Source organism: Arthrobacter sp. MYb213 (assembly GCF_002979915.1).
Taxonomy (GTDB): Bacteria; Actinomycetota; Actinomycetes; order Actinomycetales; family Micrococcaceae; genus Glutamicibacter.
This window is the reverse complement of the sequence record NZ_PCQA01000005.1, coordinates 132582-149099: the sequence shown is the minus strand read 5'-3', so window position 1 is coordinate 149099 and position 16518 is coordinate 132582. Positions and strand designations below refer to the sequence as shown.

Below are 16518 nucleotides of genomic sequence, written 5' to 3'. Positions count from 1 at the left end.
ACTCTTTAGCTCACCTTCATTTGTTCTGCAGATCTTTGAAGTTTATCTTAGGTGTGTGTGGTGCGACACTGATTGGTGACTTACAACTCACGCAGTATCGGCCGTGGGGGCCGCTACGGCTCAGCGAGGAGCATCATGAGCAACACCGCAGCAACAGCAGGACGGACCGCCAAGTCCAATCAACGGCGCGTCGCGTTTGCCACCATCATCGGCACCACCGTTGAATGGTACGACTTCTTCATTTACGCGACTGCCGCAGGCCTCGTCTTCAGCCACCTGTTCTTCGAACCGGCCGGCAAGGACATCGCACTACTGATCTCCTTCGCTTCCGTGGGCTTGTCCTTCCTCTTCCGCCCACTGGGCGCATTCCTCGCCGGTCACTACGGCGATAAGATCGGGCGCCGCGCAATGCTGGTGCTGACCTTAAGCCTCATGGGCGCCGCGACGATGCTCATCGGCGTGCTGCCAACCTACGAGACCGCCGGCATCTGGGCACCAATCCTGTTGCTGTTGCTACGCATCTTGCAGGGTATTTCCGCAGGTGGCGAATGGGGCGGCGCGGTACTGATGGCCGTGGAACACGCACCAGATACGCACCGTGGACGTGCCGGTTCCTACCCGCAGATCGGTGTGCCACTGGGTATGCTGCTCGCCTCGGGAACCATGGCGCTGATGACCGGCGTTATCTCACCGGGTGAAGAATTTGTGCAGTGGGGTTGGCGCGTACCGTTCCTCGCCTCGATCGTGCTGATCGGTATTGGTTACTTTGTGCGACGTGCAGTGGATGAATCCCCGGTCTTCGAGGAAATCGCCGAGCAGAAGGCACAGACCAAGGTCCCAGTCGTGGAACTGTTCCGCAAACACTGGCGCCTGGTGCTGGTGGCCGCGCTGGTCTTCGCTGGTAACAATGCTGCCGGCTACATGACTACCGGTGGATTCTTCCAGTCCTACACCACGAACCCCGAAGGTCCGATCGGACTAGAGCGTACCGACGTGCTGCTCGCGGTGGTCTTTGGCGCGGCGATCTGGCTCATCTTCACGATGATCGCCGGTGTGCTGGCCGATGTACTGGGCCGTGTGCGTACCTACCAGGTGGGCTTCGTCATCCTGGGCCTGTCACTATTCCCGGTCTTTGCACTGGTCAACTCCGGCTCACTGGGCTTGCTCTACCTGGCCTTCGGAATCTTCGGCATCGGACTAGGCCTGACCTACGGTGCACAGTCCGCGCTCTACTCTGAAATGTTCCCCGCCTCGGTGCGTTTCTCCGGGGTGTCGATCTCCTACGCGATCGGTGCAATCGTCGGCGGCGCCTTCGCCCCCACCATCGCCCAGGCGCTGGTGCAGGCCACCGGTGGCACCAACGCGGTGGCCGTGTACCTGCTGATCGTCGTGGCGATCTCGCTGACCGCGGTCAGCCTGATCCGCGATCGCAAGGGCATCGACCTGTCCTTCCGCAACCAAGCTGAACAGGAAGTAGGCGCGCTGATCTTTGACAAGCGCACCGCGGAACCAGCGAAGAAGCTGGCCAAGCACTAAGCAGCATCTCTAACAACGCCCCGGCAAGAACATACCTTGCCGGGGCGTTGCCGTGCGTGCACGAGGTTTCGCAAAGCCATCTTGCACGACCGACCTACTCCACGGACAGCGCCGCTTCCGCCGGCCGTCCGCGGGTCACTTTGAATGCCGGGATGAGCATGGAGCCCAGGATCAGCGCTACGCTCAGCACCACCAGCGCAAGGTAACTCCAAGGCGAGCCGGCCGGTATCATGGTGCCCAATCGCTCCAGGTTGACCGGAACGACAATGATCCCTGCAGCCACGGTGCCGATCGTTATACCGCTGATCGATACGATGCATCCCTCCAGCCACACCATCTGCAGCACCTGCTTGCGGGTCGCTCCTGCCAGACGTTGCACCCCGAATTCACGACGGCGCACGATTATACTGGAGGCCAGCGTATTGATGACCGTGATCGCGGCATAGCCAGCAACCATCAGAACCATGATGTACAGCGCGAAGTTCGCCGTCTGCTTCTGGGCGTCATATTCGGCCAGCAAGACCTCCTTTCCGGAAATTTCCATGCCGAGGTGCCCTGCGGCCCACTGATTTAGGCTCTGCATCAGCTGCTCAGTGGTGCTACCTTCGGCAGCCGAAACCAGCACCTGCGTGGCAAACCCAGTGGTGGTGTGCGAGGCCAGGGTTTCCGCAGGAAGCAGCAAGCTGTCATAACCTTCCGGCGCGGCGAACAAGCCAGCAACTTCCAGCTCTATTGAAGTGTTGTCACCCATTCGAAGCGTGATGTTTTCCCCGGGGCGCACCTCCAGTTGTTGCGCGTGTTGCTCCTCAAGGGCGATGCGGTTGCCGTGAAAATTCCCCAACGCCCCGGAACTGACGGTGGCAGCGGTGAGCGTGTCAGCGCCCCGGGCACTGACACCCACTAGGTTCCAGCCTTCGTGACCGGGAGACTCGTCCTCTGGATGTTCGATGAACCCGGTGCTTTCAACAAATTCGGATGCGACTGCAACACCGGGCAGCGCATTAAGCTGTGCCAACTCCTCCGGTTCAAATCCATCCTCCGAGTCCACCACCGCATCGGCCACCACGGTGCTGGCAAAGCTCTGGCGATCTGCCGCATCATTGGCCGACTGCAGATAGAGCAAGCCAGTAGACACCCCGGTCAGCAAAATAACGGGGGCCATGACCGCAGCCATCCGTCCGCTGCTGCCTCGCGCATTAAGCACCGCAAGCTGGCCCGTCACCCCGCCCACAGCAAGGGCAGGCCACTGCACGAGGAAGGTGCTCAGCTTAGTCAGGATCGGCGACAGCAAGGCGAATCCCACGGCGAGCAGGAGCACTGCCGGTGCCCCGGTCGCCGCCATCAGCGGACCGCTCATTGCCAGCACGGTCACCAGGCTCATTGCAATTCCGGCGGCGAGTACGCCTGCACCCAAGAACAATTGCCCCTTAGATCCACGACCGTTGTGCACCGAGGCCTCGGCCAACGCCTGCGTGGGCCTGATGTTGGCCGCCCGACGACCGGAGCTGAGCGCACCAGTCAAAGCGGCGCCGAGAGCAATCGCCATGGCGCTGACGGTCGGAACCCATCCTTGATGAAAGACCAGTCCCTCGGCGGCGATCCCTTCGCTGGTTAGCAACTTGAACATGGCCCTGCCCAGAAGCTGGCCTGGGACTACGGCCGATGCGGTGGCAATGATGGCCAGCAGCAGCGTCTCTCGGAACACCAAGGATCGGACCTGTTTCGGTGTTCCTCCGATGGCGCGTAGCAACGCCAGGTCACGTTGGCGCCCGGTGATAGACAAGGCGAGCATGGAGCTCACGCCGAAGATGGAAACCAGCAACGCAAAGGCCGTGAAGACTCCGGCCAAGGCCATTACCGTGGTACCGCTGGCTTTCGCTTGGCCATGCTCGGCTTGACCGCGTTCTTCTCCGGTCAGGGTGACTGCGGAGTCATCCAATTCAGCGTCAATGCGTTCACGCAGCGTACCCAGATCTGCTCCGGGCTTCGCCTCCACGCTCAGGGCATCAATTTTTCCGACGGGTGCTGAATTTTCGAAGGTGTGACTACGGACTTGCTCCACCCCGGGCAACGCTTCGATAGACGCCTGGAGCTGCGCGTCGATCCTGACTCGTTCGGGCAAGATCGGCGGTTCATCGCGGTCACCACCCGAGCCGTAGTACTGCTGATTTCCGGCCACAACGAGGTCCGCGACTTCCAGTTGACCGGGAACCACCGCTGTGCGAATGCCCGTTTCAATCAACCCTCCACACGCCATGAGGATGGCGGCGGCGAAGAACATGGCCAGGAAGGCCGCCACAAAAGTTCCTGCTCGAAAGCGCAGGGTACGCAAGGCAAGCTGCAGCATCAGTTCTTCCCACCAGCGTTGGAAAGGGAGTGCACCAGATTCCCGGCAGCGTCGGCATCGCCCAGATGGGTCAGCCTTTCGGCCACGGCAACAGGTGTCGGGTTCTGCAGTTCTCCAGCCAGTTGTCCATCGGCCAGGAACAGGACCCGATCCGCATAGGAAGCCGCAACAGGATCATGGGTCACCATGATGATGGTTCTGCCCATAACCCTGGCCGATTGCTGAAGCAACGCCAAGATTTCCCGTGCGCTTCGGGTATCCAAGGCGCCTGTGGGTTCGTCGGCGAAGATCACCGCGGGTTCGGTGATCAGTGCCCTGGCAATGGCAACTCGTTGTTGTTGCCCGCCGGAGAGTTCTGCGGGCCGGTGGTTTTTGCGCTGTCCGAGTCCCACCTGGTTAAGCACGTCCAGCAGCTGCTGCCGGCTCGGTTTTCTGCCGGCCAGCCGGAGTGGGAGGGCCGCATTCTGTTGCACGGTGAGTACCGGGAGCAGATTGTATGACTGGAAGACGAAGCCTATCCGTTCACGGCGTAACTTGGTCAGTTCGGTCTCGGTCAGCTCATTAATTTTTTGCTGTTCAAGGTACACCGTCCCGGAACTGGGCTGATCCAGTCCCGCCGCGCATTGCAAGAAGGTACTCTTGCCCGAGCCTGATGGCCCCATCAACGCGGTGAACGACCCCTTGGCAAACTGTGTTGTGACATTACGCAGCGCAACGACCTCACGTTCTCCCCTGCCGTAGACCTTGCTGACAGATTCCAGCCGTACGGTGCCGGCATCCTTGTTTGAGCTGTTCACGACGAATTTCCATCCCCTTCTGCGATGCGGCTTCCTGCCGTATCTCTACAGTTATCCAGCATTCCAGCGGGCAGGATTCGGCACATCGTGCGTATCTATCAACTTGCGCCTAGTGCGTGTTGAGCACCAACTCAGTTTTCTAGTGCATCTGCACTAATTGCAGGTCAAGAGGCCACGAAGCGACAGCGTCGCAGGAACTCGTGGTGTAGCCTCGCCTCATGCTCCCTCGGAAAAACACCGCTGATTCGCTCCCGGGGAATGTTCCACCCTCGGCCCCGAATCGCCTTGTCCCGGAACAGTCCCAGGATTCTGCTTCCAATACCCCTTGGCGGGAAGCAGCCGTTGCCTTAGCGACGTTTTTCCTCTGCCTGCTCGGTGGTATCTTCCACGCCGATGATACGGTCGGCGCACCGGGTGCCATGGCCTATGTGCTGGCCACCCTCTCTGCGGCGTTAGTCTTGGCCCGGCATCGTTTCCCGGTCATCGCGTTGGCGGCTAGCACCGCGTGTGCGCTGCTCGTGACGCCACTAGGACTATTGCCGACGCCGCTGATTATTGCGCCGGTCATTGTCGTTTCCTACGCGATGACCAGCCGAAGTGAACGAGGGTCCACCTGGCTACTGATCCTCACCGCGGTGGTGCTCATCGTCGGACCGATGCTGTTCTTCGAGGGTGTTATCTCGTGGGAGGACTCCAGTCGTTTGGGAACGGTCGCGGCCGCCCCACTGATGGCCGGAGTGCTGGGCCGTTCTACCCGGCATCGCCGTGCCTATCTGGATTCCATCCAGGAAAGAGCCCGCAGGGCCGAAGAAACCCGCGATTCCGAAGCACGCAGGAAAGTCGCCGAGGAGCGGCTACGCATTGCCCGCGAGCTACATGACCTGGTGGCGCATCAGGTCACACTGGCTAATGCGCAGGCCGCCGTGGCCGAACGCTTATTCGACAGTCAACCGGACAAGGCGCGCAACACTCTGCGAGACCTATTACAGACCACGCGAAATGCCTTGGATGAATTGCGTGCCGCGGTCGGGCTACTTCGCCAGCAAGACGACCAGAGCGAGGCTCCCGAGCCAGCGCCGGGGCTGGGGCAGCTGCCCCACTTATTCGGCTCGTTCAAGCAGATTGGTTTAGACACTGAACTGCGTTCGGAAGGCAGCGCCCGGCCCCTGCCGCCGGCGGTGGATCTCACCGCCTACCGCATCGTGCAAGAGGCCCTGACTAATACCTCCAAGCATTCCACTGCCAAAACCGCTCAAGTGCAGTTGGCGTGGGAAGCGAAGTGGCTAACGATCAAAATCATCGATCCGGGTCCCGCCAAACGCACAGACCAGCAACATTCTTCCGGTTACGGCATACTCGGCATGGGTGAGCGTTCCAGTGCGGTCGGAGGAGAATTTTCCACCCAACGGCCTAGCTCCGGAGGTTTTTCCGTAACCGTGCGTTTGCCATTGCACAATGCAGATAATCCCGACCGGATTCAACCCACCACACGAAACGGGCAATGATGAAACCAGAGCCTTTAGCTCTCGTCAGGGTACTCGTTGCCGATGATCAGGCGCTACTGCGAACCGCTTTCAAGACGCTGTTGGAAACGGCTGTTGATGTGCAGGTCGTTGGCGAGGCCGGCACGGGTACGGAGGCTGTGCGTCTGGCCCAGCAGCTGCGCCCCGATGTGGTGCTCATGGATATTCGCATGCCCGAGCTGGATGGGCTCAGTGCCACCGCCGAGATCTGCGCAGATCCCGCACTAGCTGCTTGCCGTGTCTTGATCCTGACCACCTATGAAACCGACGAATACGTCGCCAAAGGCCTGCGCAACGGTGCCAGTGGGTTCATCGGCAAGGGCATCGACGCCGACGGGCTGATCGAGGCGGTACGCACGATTGCCCGGGGCGACACCTTGCTTTCGCCGGCCGCGACCCGATCGTTGGTGGAACGTTTTCTCGCGACTCCCCACACTGATCCGGGTCGGCAACCCGAGCAGCTTGCCGAGCTGACCCCGCGGGAACGGGAGATGGTAGCTTTAGCCGCCACCGGCCTATCAAACATCGAAATCGCCGATCGGATGTACCTGAGCCCATTTACCGTGCGCGCCCACGTACAACGCGCCATGACGAAGCTCAATGCTCGGGATCGCTCGCAGTTGGTGGTGATCGCATACCAATCTGGTTTGGTCGACAATCCTGGCGGAAACGCCCCGGGAAATACCTAGACTGTGGCGTCGGGAGCGCGTAGGCAGTTCAGCGGACAGCCTTAGTGCAGAAAGTATGAACCCGTGCAGCCATCGTCCAAAAGGGCGGGAATGGCGGCACGGGTTCAGAGGCACTGCTGCGGGTTTAGCTTAGTTCGCAGCGTTGCGCTCGGCTGCCTCGACCACGTTGTTCAGCAGCATGGCGCGGGTCATCGGGCCCACGCCGCCGGGGTTCGGAGAGATCCATGAGGCGACCTCGGCGGCGGCCGGATCCACATCCCCGGTCACCTTGCCGTCCACCCGGGATACTCCCACATCGAGCACGATGGCGCCGGGCTTGATGGCGTCGGCCTTAATAATATGTGGCACGCCTGCGGCCGCGATGATCACGTCGGCCTGGGCAAGCAGCTGCGGCAGGTTAGTGGTGCCGGTGTGCGCCAAGGTGACAGTCGCATTCACGTCGCGACGGGTGAGCAACAGCCCCACCGGGCGTCCGATGGTCACCCCGCGGCCCAACACGAGCACATGCTTGCCGTTCAGGTCGATGCCGTGGCGCGAGACCAGTTCGACGCAGCCCAACGGGGTGCACGGCAACGGCGAGGTCATCGGACGGTTAACATTCGCAACCAGCCGGCCCAGATTCATCGGGTGCAGGCCGTCGGCGTCCTTGGCAGGATCCATTGCTTCAAGAATGACATCGGTATCGATGTGTTTTGGCAGAGGTAACTGCACGATATAACCGGTGCAATCCGGGTTTTCGTTCAGCTTGCGCACCTGTGCGAGCAGCTCTTCCTGGGTGGTTTCCTCGGGCAGATCCACGCGGATCGATTCGATACCGACCTCGGCGCAGTCCTTATGCTTGCCGCCGACGTACCACTTTGAGCCTGGATCATCACCCACAAGGATCGTTCCCAACCCGGTGCTGTGGCCTTGCTCCTTCAGGGCGGCGACGCGCTGAGTCAGCTCCGCCTTGATCGTCGCTGCGGTCGCCTTGCCGTCGAGAATGCGTGCGCTCATACTGTTCCTTCCGTGGTGGCCCGCGCAAAAATGGCAGGCTCACGATGCTGATCGGTTCCAGACCCAGGCGCGCGGTCCGTATTCAGTGCAGGTTGCTCGCTCCCCGGTGGTTTTCCACCTCACGCCAGTCACGATACTTCTGCTCCCAAGTCTAACCAAGATCACCAGGTGCGCGCCGGTGAATGAAGCCAAGAAAAATGTGATTTCTGCCCGGCCGATCCGAGGTTTGCCCGGTGCTCACAGCCGCGGATGCCAGCCGCAATGGGCACTAGCTCACCGCGAAGCCAGAAACAGAACCCGCACCGATTCGGCGTCCGATGCCCGCGCAGGTTAACCTCGAACCATGAGTAACCAGTACATCGTGACCCTTTCCTGCATTGATCGACCGGGCATCGTGCATGCTATTTCCGGCGGGTTGCTGGGCGCTGGTTGCAATATCACCGAATCCCAGCAGTACGAGTCCCCGGATTCGAACACCTTTTTTATGCGCATCGAGGTGGCCACCGAACAGTCGCTGACCCAGGTGCGGGCCGCCTTGGCTCCGATTCGTGAAGAATTTGTGATGTCACTGCGCGTTGATGATGCAGCTAAACGCACCCGAACCATGATCATGTGTTCCAAGGCCGGGCATGCGCTCAACGATCTGCTCTTCGCCCAGCGCGCCGGGAACCTGGCCATCGAGGTGCCGGTGATCGTGTCCAACCACCTAGATTTGAAGCCGATGGCAGACTTTTACGGGGTCGACTTTGTGCACCTGCCGGTGACCGCGGCCAATAAGTCTCAGGCCGAGGCGGAGCTGTTGGCCCTGGCCGATTCCTACGATATCGAGTTGGTGGTGCTTGCGCGCTACATGCAGATCCTTTCCGACGCGTTATGTGAGCGAATGTCTGGTCGGGTCATCAACATCCACCACTCCTTCCTCCCCTCCTTTAAGGGTGCGAAGCCGTACCACCAGGCTCACGCCCGCGGGGTGAAGCTAATCGGCGCAACCGCGCACTATGTGACCGCGGATTTGGACGAGGGCCCGATCATCGATCAGGAAGTCACCTCGGTCACCCATGCGCGCACCCCACAACAGCTGGTGACCTTGGGCCGCAGTGTGGAGGGGCGCACGCTGTCCCGCGCGGTGCAGTGGCATGCCGAGCATCGGGTGATGCTCGATGGGCAGCGCACCATCGTCTTCTCCTAACTTTCGTTCTCGGTGGCGGGGGTTCGATAGGATGGTGCCATGGCTCACATAATCACCATTGACGGCGCAACCCCTACCGTGGGCGCCGATGTTTTCCTTGCCCCGACCGCGACGCTCAGCGCCGACGTGAAACTTGGCGATCGCGCGAGCGCCTTCTACGGCGTTTCGGTGCGCGGCGATTCAGCACCGATTCGTGTCGGATCGGGCAGCAACTTGCAAGACAATGTGGTGCTGCACGCCGACAAGGGATTCCCCTGCACCATCGGAACCGGGGTTTCCGTAGGACATAGTGCGGTGGTGCACGGCGCCACCGTGGGCGACGGCTGCTTGGTCGGAATGAGCGCCACCATTATGAACGGCGCGGTCATCGGCGAAAAATCGTTGGTTGCCGCCGGCGCGCTGGTACTCGAAGGGACCCAGGTTCCGCCGCGCTCGCTGGTGGCCGGAGTGCCGGCGAAGGTGCGCCGCGAACTGAGTGACGAGGAAGTTCGTAGCCTGAACGTCAACGCCGAACACTATCTGGTGCTTGCCGCCAAACATTTGGCCGCCAACGCTTCCTAGCGTTTGCGCTTATTTCCCACCGCTAGCCAAAGGATCGTACCCCACGTGAATTCCCATATTTCTACGCCTCCCGTCGCCGCGCCAGGGGCCGCACCATCCTCCGCTGCTACCGGACGAACACTAAATTGGGGCGTGGTGTCCACCGGGCGGATCGTCGCCAAAGTTCTGGCAGACCTGCAAGCCTTAGACGATGCAAATGTGTGCGCGGTGTCCTCGCGCGATGAGCTGAAGGCCCGTGCCTTCGCCGATGAGCACGGCATCGCTCGGGCCTACGGGTCTTATCAGGAGCTTTTGGCCGATAGCCAGGTCGACGTCGTCTACATTGCGACCCCGCATGGGCAGCATTTTGAGATCGCGATGGCCGCGCTGGCCGCCGGAAAACATGTGGTGTGTGAGAAGTCGCTGACCATCAACGCCACCGAGGCTCGCACGCTGATCAACTTTGCCGAAGAACGCTCCCTGTTTTTGATGGAAGCGCTGTGGGCACGGTTCACCCCGGTCTTCGCCCGCGCGTTAGCGATCATCGAATCCGGCGAACTGGGCGAGATCAGCTGGGTGCAAGCGGACCTGGGATTCCGTGCCGAATACGATCCGACCTCCCGACTCTTTGACCCGAACGCCGGCGGAGGAGCGCTACTAGATTTAGCGGTTTACCCGCTGACGTGGGCTATCGGTGCGCTGGGATTCCCGGATTCGGTGCAGGCGGTGGCGCAGCTGAACGAAGACGGGGTTGATACGCAGACCGCAATCAACCTGGGTTATGCCGCCGGAACCCACGCGCAACTTATGGTGACGCTGAACGGAGCCGCACCGCAACAGGCGCGCGTGGTCGGTTCGGCCGGATGGCTCGCCACCAATGCGCCACTACATAACGCCAGCAAGCTGTTCATTCACCCGGCGTCCGGGCCGGCCCGAGTCGAAGAGTTCGCTGCGGTGGGTGAAAATTACGGCTATGAATTCCGTGAGGCGACCCGCTGCATTCAGCAAGGTCTCACCCAGTCCCCCACGATGCCCTGGAATGACTCGGTAAAAACCATGGAGCTGTTCGATACGATCCGTGAGTCCGTGGGAGTTCGCTACCCGAACGACCTGATCACGAACTAACCTCACGCCGAGATGACTAGCGCCGGCCCCCACGTTTGGGGGCCGGCGCTAGTCCTTAGTTGTCAGCTACTTTGCCGGTTGTTCTTCTACCAGTTGGCGCTGCGCCTGTTTGGCACTACTGCGACGCCAATATGCTGCGATGAGCGCGCCGGAGAGGTTGTGCCAGACGGAGAATACCGCACCGGGAAGTGCCGCCTCGGGGGTGAAAAATTGCTTAGCCAGCCCGGAGGCGAGACCCGAGTTTTGCATGCCGACCTCGACGGCCATGGTGCGACGGCTAGCGATCGGCTGTTTGAACAGTTTCGCGGTGCCATAACCTAGGGCGATACCGCCGGCGTTATGCAAGATGACCGCGAGCAGGATCAGTAGCCCAGCGCTGAAAATGGCGGCGGAGCTGCCGGCAACCACGATGAGGACGACGCCGGTGATCGCGATGACCGATACCCACGGTAGGGCCGGGAGAACCGAGTTGACAAGGCGCGGAATGATCGCGCGCAAAACGAGTCCGAGCACTACCGGGATGAGCACGATCTGCACAATGGACAGGGCCATGGTGCCGGCGTCCACCGGCAGGTACTGTCCGGCCAGCCAGAGGGTGAGCAGTGGGGTGAATATTGGTGCCAGCAGCGTGGAGATCGAGGTCATCGTGACCGACAGTGCGACATCGCCCTTGGCCAGATAGGTGACGACGTTTGACGCGGTGCCGCCCGGGGCGCAACCGACCAGAATCACGCCGGCAGCCAGGGCCGGGTCCAGCTGAAGCAGGATCGAAATGGCCAGGCCCAGCAGCGGCATGATCACATATTGCGCGATCACCCCGAGGATCACCGGCAGTGGCTTACGCACCACAAGGGCGAAATCTGGCCAGGTGAGCGTGAGCCCCATGCCGAACATGATCACCATTAACAACGGGTTGATCAACTTCGAGAAACCGGTGAAGGTCCCGGGGGTGAGCAGTGCGATGGCGCCGCCGGCTAGAACTAGGAGCGGGAAGAGGGTGACGGCTACTTTGGCGCTGCGTTCCTCGCCGGCCGACTCGGTATTATCGCGCTCTTGGGATGATTGGGGAGGTTCGGGTGCTGAGTGAACAGAAGGATCAGAAGGCATGCGTCAATCTTGACAAACTGATCACCCATGCGCCAATTGTGACGACAAAACGATCAAACTTCGCGCGTTCAGAGCGTTAGCCGCTCACCGGTGGCGGTTGGAAATGATCGAAGGATTAAGGGTCGACTATTTCCACGTCGAGCTTCCCCGCACGCCACAGCCGGGTCATGGAATCGGCCAAGTGGTTAGCCTCCAATGCCTCATTGGGCGATAGAAAAAATGTGTTCACCCGCAACCGCTGCTGGGGATCGAGCTCCTTAGAGAGCAACACCATCGGACGGCATCCTGGAATTTTTACCGCGTGGAACAAGCCACAGTGCCGCTCGATATGATGCACCGGACAGCCCAGGTCCGCGGAACAGATGTCGGTATTGCCACCTTTCTCCCACGCATCCAAATGATCCAGCTCGCACCTTTCGGCCGGCATACTGCACCCCGGATAGGAACAGCCCCGATAGGCGGCACGGATCGCACGCCCCTGCGCCTTGGTGTACAACCGTTGGGTCCTGCCCAAATCCAGCGGAAGACTCTTGCCGTTGAGCACCAAGGGGTACACTCCCGCATTGCATAACGCCGCGCGCGTCTCCCCCACCGTTAAGGCAAAGCCGGAGGAGGTTACCGCGAAGTCCTTGCCGCGTTCGAGCATCTTCTCGTAATCCATAATGATGCTCACCTGTGGAGTGACAAGTCCGGGTTGTTTCCCCGGCGATCCCCCTGATCCGGTGCGGTCGCTCATGAGCAACGCCATGAATCCGATCAAATGCCGCCGCTCGGGGCTCAGATTTTCCCATGGTGCCTCTATTTGCTCAGGTGCCCCGGTATCTTCCGCCGGTTCTGCGGTGGATTTATTGTTGCTCTGCGGCGAGGGCTGGTCGGTTGGGGTGGGCTGGTCGATTGGGGTGGCCTCGGTTCGTGCCCAGTCGGGCATGGTGTGGTCGTCGTCCCATTGGCTGGTTGGCTCTCCGGTCAGCTCCGAATCCAGCTCGCGGAGCGCATCGCGATTCCCGGCGATCGTCTTCGGGTTATTTAGCTGCTGCCGGAATGCCTCGATCACCGAAGCCTGCGAGGGCAGCACGCGAAGTACGTATTCCACCAGTCCGTTGCGGATTCCGACCTTAAAAAAGCCGATTTCCGCCAGCAGCGCCTTCATCTCACGGGTTCCAGACTTGACCTCGGCCACCAAATCCGACAGATGTTTCCGCGCGGTCTCCGGCTCGTTTTTGATGAAGTGAACCGCTTCGGACTGTAGTTTGGTCTTCGCCGCGTCGCGCTCGTGGTCCTGCCCTAGGTCATTTCGCACTGCATGGATCTTCTTGGAGGCGGCCACCACCAGCCGGGGGTCGGTGTTCACGTCGCTAAATTCCTGGGCGAGTGCAGGCAGCCAGGGCCCGGTGACTTGGCCGGCATCGTTGACCCCTGCGACCAGGCAATCGGCCTGCAGCAAACGCTCCCGCGCGGTGGACAACGGGATGCGCAACCAGCCATGTAAGAAGTCCGCGGTGTGCTTAAAGTGCGTACGTGCACTGGTGGTGCGTCCCGTCGTCGCCGCCAGATCCTGCGCGGATGGGTTAGGCCCGGCATCGCTGATCGCCTGCAGAGATTCTTGGTCGAGTTTATGTGCGCCGGTGCGGCGTGCGGCCTCGGCGGCATAAATCTGCGCGCGGGTGAGCTGTTGCCCGAGGTGTTCGGTAAGCATCGCGAAGTAGGCGGCGTGCCCGGCCGGAAGATCGGGCTGGGCAAGCGCTGCCGTGGCTGAGGCGACCAGCGTGGCCGCGTCGGCCAGCTGCCTCAAGGCTTCGTTCATGGATGCTGTCATGAAAACAGCATGGTGCCGTGGCGCGGTGTTCGGCTCAGGCTGCCGGCGAATGTGGATAACTAGGCCGAAGCCATGGCGGGGCGTGGCAGGTTCTGTGTGGCGAGGGAAGTGGCGCTGTGGGCCGCGGCCAGCCCGGCGGTGAGATCGGCGATGAGATCCGCCGGCTCCTCGATGCCCACGGAGAGGCGGACCAGATCGGCCGGAATTTGCTGGGGAGTGCCGATGGTGGAGGCGTGGGTCATCTCCCGCGGGTAACAGACCAGCGATTCCACCCCGCCCAGGGATACCGAAAGCTGGAAGTACTCCATGGATTCGGCCAGCGCGCGGGCCGCGTGTTCCCCACCGGCCAGTTGCAGCGAGATGATCCCGCCAAAGCCGCGCTGCTGGGTGGCGGCCAGCCGGTGATCGGGGTGCGATGGCAGGCCCGGATAGTAGACGCGGGATACCTCGGGCCTGGTTTGCAGCCAACGGGCCAGTTCTAGCGCGGTGGCGCAGTGCCGTTCCATGCGCAGTCCTAGGGTTTTTAGTCCGCGGGCGGCAAGGTAAGCATCTTGCGGGCCGGCCACCGCGCCGCCGGCAAATTGTTGGTAACCTACCGCCTCGGCCAGCGATTGGCCCCGGTGCAGGTAGTCGGCCACGATGACCGCGCCGCCGAGCACATCGGAGTGCCCACCGATGTACTTGGTGGTGGAGTGGATGACCGCGTGAGCCCCAAAATCAAGCGGGCGTTGCAGGTAGGGAGTGGCGAAGGTGTTATCGACCACCAGCAGCGCCCCGTGCTCGCGAACCAGGCTGGCCAGAGCGCTAAGATCGGCGATCTTCAACAGCGGATTGGACGGGGTTTCCACCCAAATCAACGCGGTGTTGGGGCGCAGTGCCGCGGCAGCCGCGGACAGGTCGGTCAGCTCCACGGTGGAAGCGCTGATCCCCCATTTGCGGTGCAGATTGTTGATCAGCCGGTGGGTGCCGCCGTATCCGTCGGCGCCTAGGATGATATGGTCATCTGGGGCGAGCACCGCCCGCAGTAGCGCATCCTCCGCGGCGATCCCGGAGGCGAAGGCGAACCCGGCGACCCCGCGTTCCAGCGCATTCAATTGTTCTTCGAAACCATTGCGGGTGGGGTTAGAGCCGCGTGAGTATTCATGTCCGGCGCGCAGCACGTTGATGCCGTCCTGGATGAAGGTGCTGGTCTGGTAGATCGGCGGGATGACCGCGCCGGTGGCCGGGTCTTTATGCTGTCCGGCGTGTACCGCGAGGGTGTTAAAGCCGCTCATGAGAAAACTCCTTGGGTCAGTTCCGTTGGCGCGGCGATCGCGCTATCTAGGGCGTGGGTGAGGTCGGCGATCAGGTCAACGGGGTCTTCGAGGCCGACAGACAGTCGCAGCACCGCGGTGCTCAACCCCGCGGCGGCGAGTTGTTGTTCGGAGAGCCGGCAATGGGTCATGGTGGCGGGGTGGGCAATCATCGAACGAGTGTCTCCGATGTTCGCGGCCAGGGCGATCAGTTCCAGCGCATCGATCACCGCGGAGACCAACGCCTCGTCGGCCAATTCAATGGCCAATACGCAGCCGGTGCCCCGCGGAAGTAACCGCCCGGCGAGCGCGTGACTTGGGTGGGTGGGCAGTGAGGGGTGGTGGATAGCCTTGATTCCCGGGTGGGCGGCCAAAGCTATGCTGATTGTTTGCACGCTACGGCCGACGTGGGCGGCGCGGACGGCCAGGGTTTCGATACCGGTGAGGATCGCTTGTGCGCTGGCCGGGGCAAGGGTTGGCCCTAGGTCGTGCAGGAATTTGGAGCGCACCAGCATCGCATAGGCGCCCGGGCCGTGGCGACCGAGCAGAGAAGCACCGTTGAGGCGATCTCGGGGTGCGGCAATCTGTGGCCAGCGGGTGGCGTTGGTGAAGTCGAAGCGGCCCGAGTCCACGATGACTCCCCCAAGTACCGAGCCGTGTCCGGCCAGCGCCTTGGTGGCCGAGTGCACCACGATGTCCGCGCCAAAATCTAGGGGCTTGAAGTTGATCGGGGTGGCCAACGTATTATCGACCACCACCGGGATGTTGTGCCGGTGGGCGATGTCCGCGATGGCTGGCAGATCGGCGACGGTGCACAGCGGGTTGGAGACCGATTCCAGGAAGAAGGCCCGGGTATCGGGCTCGATGGCCGCTTCCCAGGCAGCCGGGTCACCCTGGTCTACGAAGGAAACTCGAATGCCGAAGTCGGCGAAGGTGTCCGTGAACAGGTCCACGGTGCCGCCGTAGAGCGAGGCGGAGGCGACAATATGTTTGGCCCCTTGGGTCAGCGCCAGCAGCGAGAGGGCGACGGCGGATTGTCCGGTGGCCGTGGCCACCGCGTGCGCCCCACCTTCTAAGGCGGCGACCCGCTGCTCCAGGATGGAGACGGTCGGGTTGCCGGTGCGTGAATAAGTGAAGCCAGCCTGGCGCAACGCGAACTTCTCGATCGCCTCGGCGTGCGAGGCGAACTGATAGGCCGCACTATTGTGCAGCGGTGGCAGCATCGGACGGAATTCTCCGCTCGGGCGATATCCGGCGTGGACCGCGTCGGTTCCTTGGCTCATAGCTCCTCCTCGATTCTCTGCGAGGGAGTGCACCGATTGGCTTCGAGTCCAGCGCGGCACAAGGCGCTGCACGCAAAAACGCGTTCGGAACTGCTCCATCGTTCCTGGCATTAGCACCTTTCGGTTTCCCGATGGTTGCTGCGACGTCTTCGAGCCAGATCTCTTAGTCGCTCTTGATGGGTTGTTGTTCTTCCATGGTTGGCCATGGGCGTTCGGCGGTGCAAGCGCTATCGGACGGCAGGCTTCATACAAGGCCGCCATGCTTCATATGTCGTCGC

The 16518-nt window shown here is 61.6% G+C and carries 13 protein-coding genes and 2 riboswitches; of the genes, 6 read left to right on the top strand and 7 right to left on the bottom strand.

Translation table 11 applies throughout. The features are described 5' to 3' along the window. Window positions 1-135: 135 nt before the first annotated feature. The gene (locus tag CQ011_RS13100; protein ID WP_105678168.1) at window positions 136-1536 is read left to right on the top strand and encodes an MFS transporter; all 1401 of its coding nucleotides are present in this window, start codon (window positions 136-138) and stop codon (window positions 1534-1536) included. Between the two features lie 94 nt (window positions 1537-1630). On the opposite strand, the gene CQ011_RS13095 is transcribed toward CQ011_RS13100, so the two are convergent. Both CQ011_RS13095 and CQ011_RS13090 read right to left on the bottom strand, forming a co-directional pair. Continuing rightward, on the bottom strand, window positions 1631-3883 hold the full coding sequence (locus tag CQ011_RS13095; RefSeq protein ID WP_105678167.1) for an FtsX-like permease family protein: 2253 nt from the start codon (window positions 3881-3883) through the stop codon (window positions 1631-1633). Next, window positions 3883-4680 (bottom strand): ABC transporter ATP-binding protein, encoded by a 798-nt coding sequence (locus CQ011_RS13090; protein ID WP_105678166.1) that lies wholly within the window; start codon window positions 4678-4680, stop codon window positions 3883-3885. The genes CQ011_RS13095 and CQ011_RS13090 overlap by 1 nt, the downstream gene beginning before the upstream one ends. 218 nt (window positions 4681-4898) lie before the next feature. On the opposite strand from CQ011_RS13090, the gene CQ011_RS13085 reads away from it, so the two are divergent. Then, entirely contained in the window at window positions 4899-6185 is a 1287-nt protein-coding gene (locus tag CQ011_RS13085) for a sensor histidine kinase (protein WP_105678165.1), read from the top strand. Next, window positions 6182-6892 carry a response regulator transcription factor gene (locus CQ011_RS13080; RefSeq protein WP_286161193.1) on the top strand — a complete coding sequence of 237 codons (711 nt, stop codon included), beginning with the start codon at window positions 6182-6184 and terminating at the stop codon, window positions 6890-6892. The genes CQ011_RS13085 and CQ011_RS13080 overlap by 4 nt, the downstream gene beginning before the upstream one ends. A 129-nt stretch (window positions 6893-7021) precedes the next feature. Here the strand turns inward: CQ011_RS13080 and CQ011_RS13075 are convergent, their stop codons facing one another. Beyond that, entirely contained in the window at window positions 7022-7888 is an 867-nt protein-coding gene (locus CQ011_RS13075) for a bifunctional methylenetetrahydrofolate dehydrogenase/methenyltetrahydrofolate cyclohydrolase (RefSeq protein ID WP_105678164.1), read from the bottom strand. Window positions 7889-7942: 54 nt separating this feature from the next. Continuing rightward, window positions 7943-8030, bottom strand: a riboswitch (ZMP/ZTP riboswitch). Between the two features lie 201 nt (window positions 8031-8231). Between CQ011_RS13075 and purU the strand changes: the two genes are divergently transcribed. From purU to CQ011_RS13060, 3 genes are read left to right on the top strand one after another with little or no spacing between them, the layout of a single operon-like run. Beyond that, a complete protein-coding gene (purU, locus tag CQ011_RS13070) occupies window positions 8232-9077 on the top strand; it encodes a formyltetrahydrofolate deformylase (protein WP_105678163.1) in 846 nt (281 codons plus the stop codon). Between the two features lie 39 nt (window positions 9078-9116). After that, window positions 9117-9638 carry a gamma carbonic anhydrase family protein gene (locus CQ011_RS13065; protein WP_105678162.1) on the top strand — a complete coding sequence of 174 codons (522 nt, stop codon included), beginning with the start codon at window positions 9117-9119 and terminating at the stop codon, window positions 9636-9638. 45 nt (window positions 9639-9683) lie between these two features. Continuing rightward, on the top strand, window positions 9684-10742 hold the full coding sequence (locus tag CQ011_RS13060) for a Gfo/Idh/MocA family protein (protein ID WP_105678161.1): 1059 nt from the start codon (window positions 9684-9686) through the stop codon (window positions 10740-10742). A 66-nt stretch (window positions 10743-10808) separates the two neighbouring features. On the opposite strand, the gene CQ011_RS13055 is transcribed toward CQ011_RS13060, so the two are convergent. The 4 genes from CQ011_RS13055 to CQ011_RS13040 form a co-directional block, all read right to left on the bottom strand. Then, on the bottom strand, window positions 10809-11849 hold the full coding sequence (locus CQ011_RS13055; protein WP_105678160.1) for a bile acid:sodium symporter family protein: 1041 nt from the start codon (window positions 11847-11849) through the stop codon (window positions 10809-10811). Window positions 11850-11964: 115 nt separating this feature from the next. Further along, on the bottom strand, window positions 11965-13665 hold the full coding sequence (locus CQ011_RS13050) for an HNH endonuclease signature motif containing protein (protein WP_105678159.1): 1701 nt from the start codon (window positions 13663-13665) through the stop codon (window positions 11965-11967). Between the two features lie 59 nt (window positions 13666-13724). Beyond that, window positions 13725-14939, bottom strand: a complete 1215-nt coding sequence (locus tag CQ011_RS13045; RefSeq protein ID WP_105678158.1) for a cystathionine gamma-synthase — start codon at window positions 14937-14939, stop codon at window positions 13725-13727. Continuing rightward, complete coding sequence (locus tag CQ011_RS13040; protein ID WP_105678157.1) at window positions 14936-16240, bottom strand: O-acetylhomoserine aminocarboxypropyltransferase/cysteine synthase family protein; 1305 nt, start codon at window positions 16238-16240, stop codon at window positions 14936-14938. Before CQ011_RS13040 ends, CQ011_RS13045 begins: the two co-directional genes overlap by 4 nt. A 92-nt stretch (window positions 16241-16332) precedes the next feature. Further along, a riboswitch (SAM riboswitch) is annotated at window positions 16333-16423 on the bottom strand. Window positions 16424-16518 lie beyond the last annotated feature (95 nt).

What these genes read in the sequence shown, in the direction of transcription:
- CQ011_RS13100 (WP_105678168.1), top strand. Translation starts at nt 136, where the DNA reads ATGAGCAACACCGCAGCAACAGCAGGACGGACCGCCAAGTCCAATCAA.
- CQ011_RS13095 (WP_105678167.1), bottom strand. Translation starts at nt 3,883, where the DNA reads ATGCTGCAGCTTGCCTTGCGTACCCTGCGCTTTCGAGCAGGAACTTTT.
- CQ011_RS13085 (WP_105678165.1), top strand. Translation starts at nt 4,899, where the DNA reads ATGCTCCCTCGGAAAAACACCGCTGATTCGCTCCCGGGGAATGTTCCA.
- CQ011_RS13080 (WP_286161193.1), top strand. Translation starts at nt 6,182, where the DNA reads ATGATGAAACCAGAGCCTTTAGCTCTCGTCAGGGTACTCGTTGCCGAT.
- CQ011_RS13075 (WP_105678164.1), bottom strand. Translation starts at nt 7,888, where the DNA reads ATGAGCGCACGCATTCTCGACGGCAAGGCGACCGCAGCGACGATCAAG.
- purU (WP_105678163.1), top strand. Translation starts at nt 8,232, where the DNA reads ATGAGTAACCAGTACATCGTGACCCTTTCCTGCATTGATCGACCGGGC.
- CQ011_RS13065 (WP_105678162.1), top strand. Translation starts at nt 9,117, where the DNA reads ATGGCTCACATAATCACCATTGACGGCGCAACCCCTACCGTGGGCGCC.
- CQ011_RS13055 (WP_105678160.1), bottom strand. Translation starts at nt 11,849, where the DNA reads ATGCCTTCTGATCCTTCTGTTCACTCAGCACCCGAACCTCCCCAATCA.
- CQ011_RS13050 (WP_105678159.1), bottom strand. Translation starts at nt 13,665, where the DNA reads ATGACAGCATCCATGAACGAAGCCTTGAGGCAGCTGGCCGACGCGGCC.
- CQ011_RS13045 (WP_105678158.1), bottom strand. Translation starts at nt 14,939, where the DNA reads ATGAGCGGCTTTAACACCCTCGCGGTACACGCCGGACAGCATAAAGAC.
- CQ011_RS13040 (WP_105678157.1), bottom strand. Translation starts at nt 16,240, where the DNA reads ATGAGCCAAGGAACCGACGCGGTCCACGCCGGATATCGCCCGAGCGGA.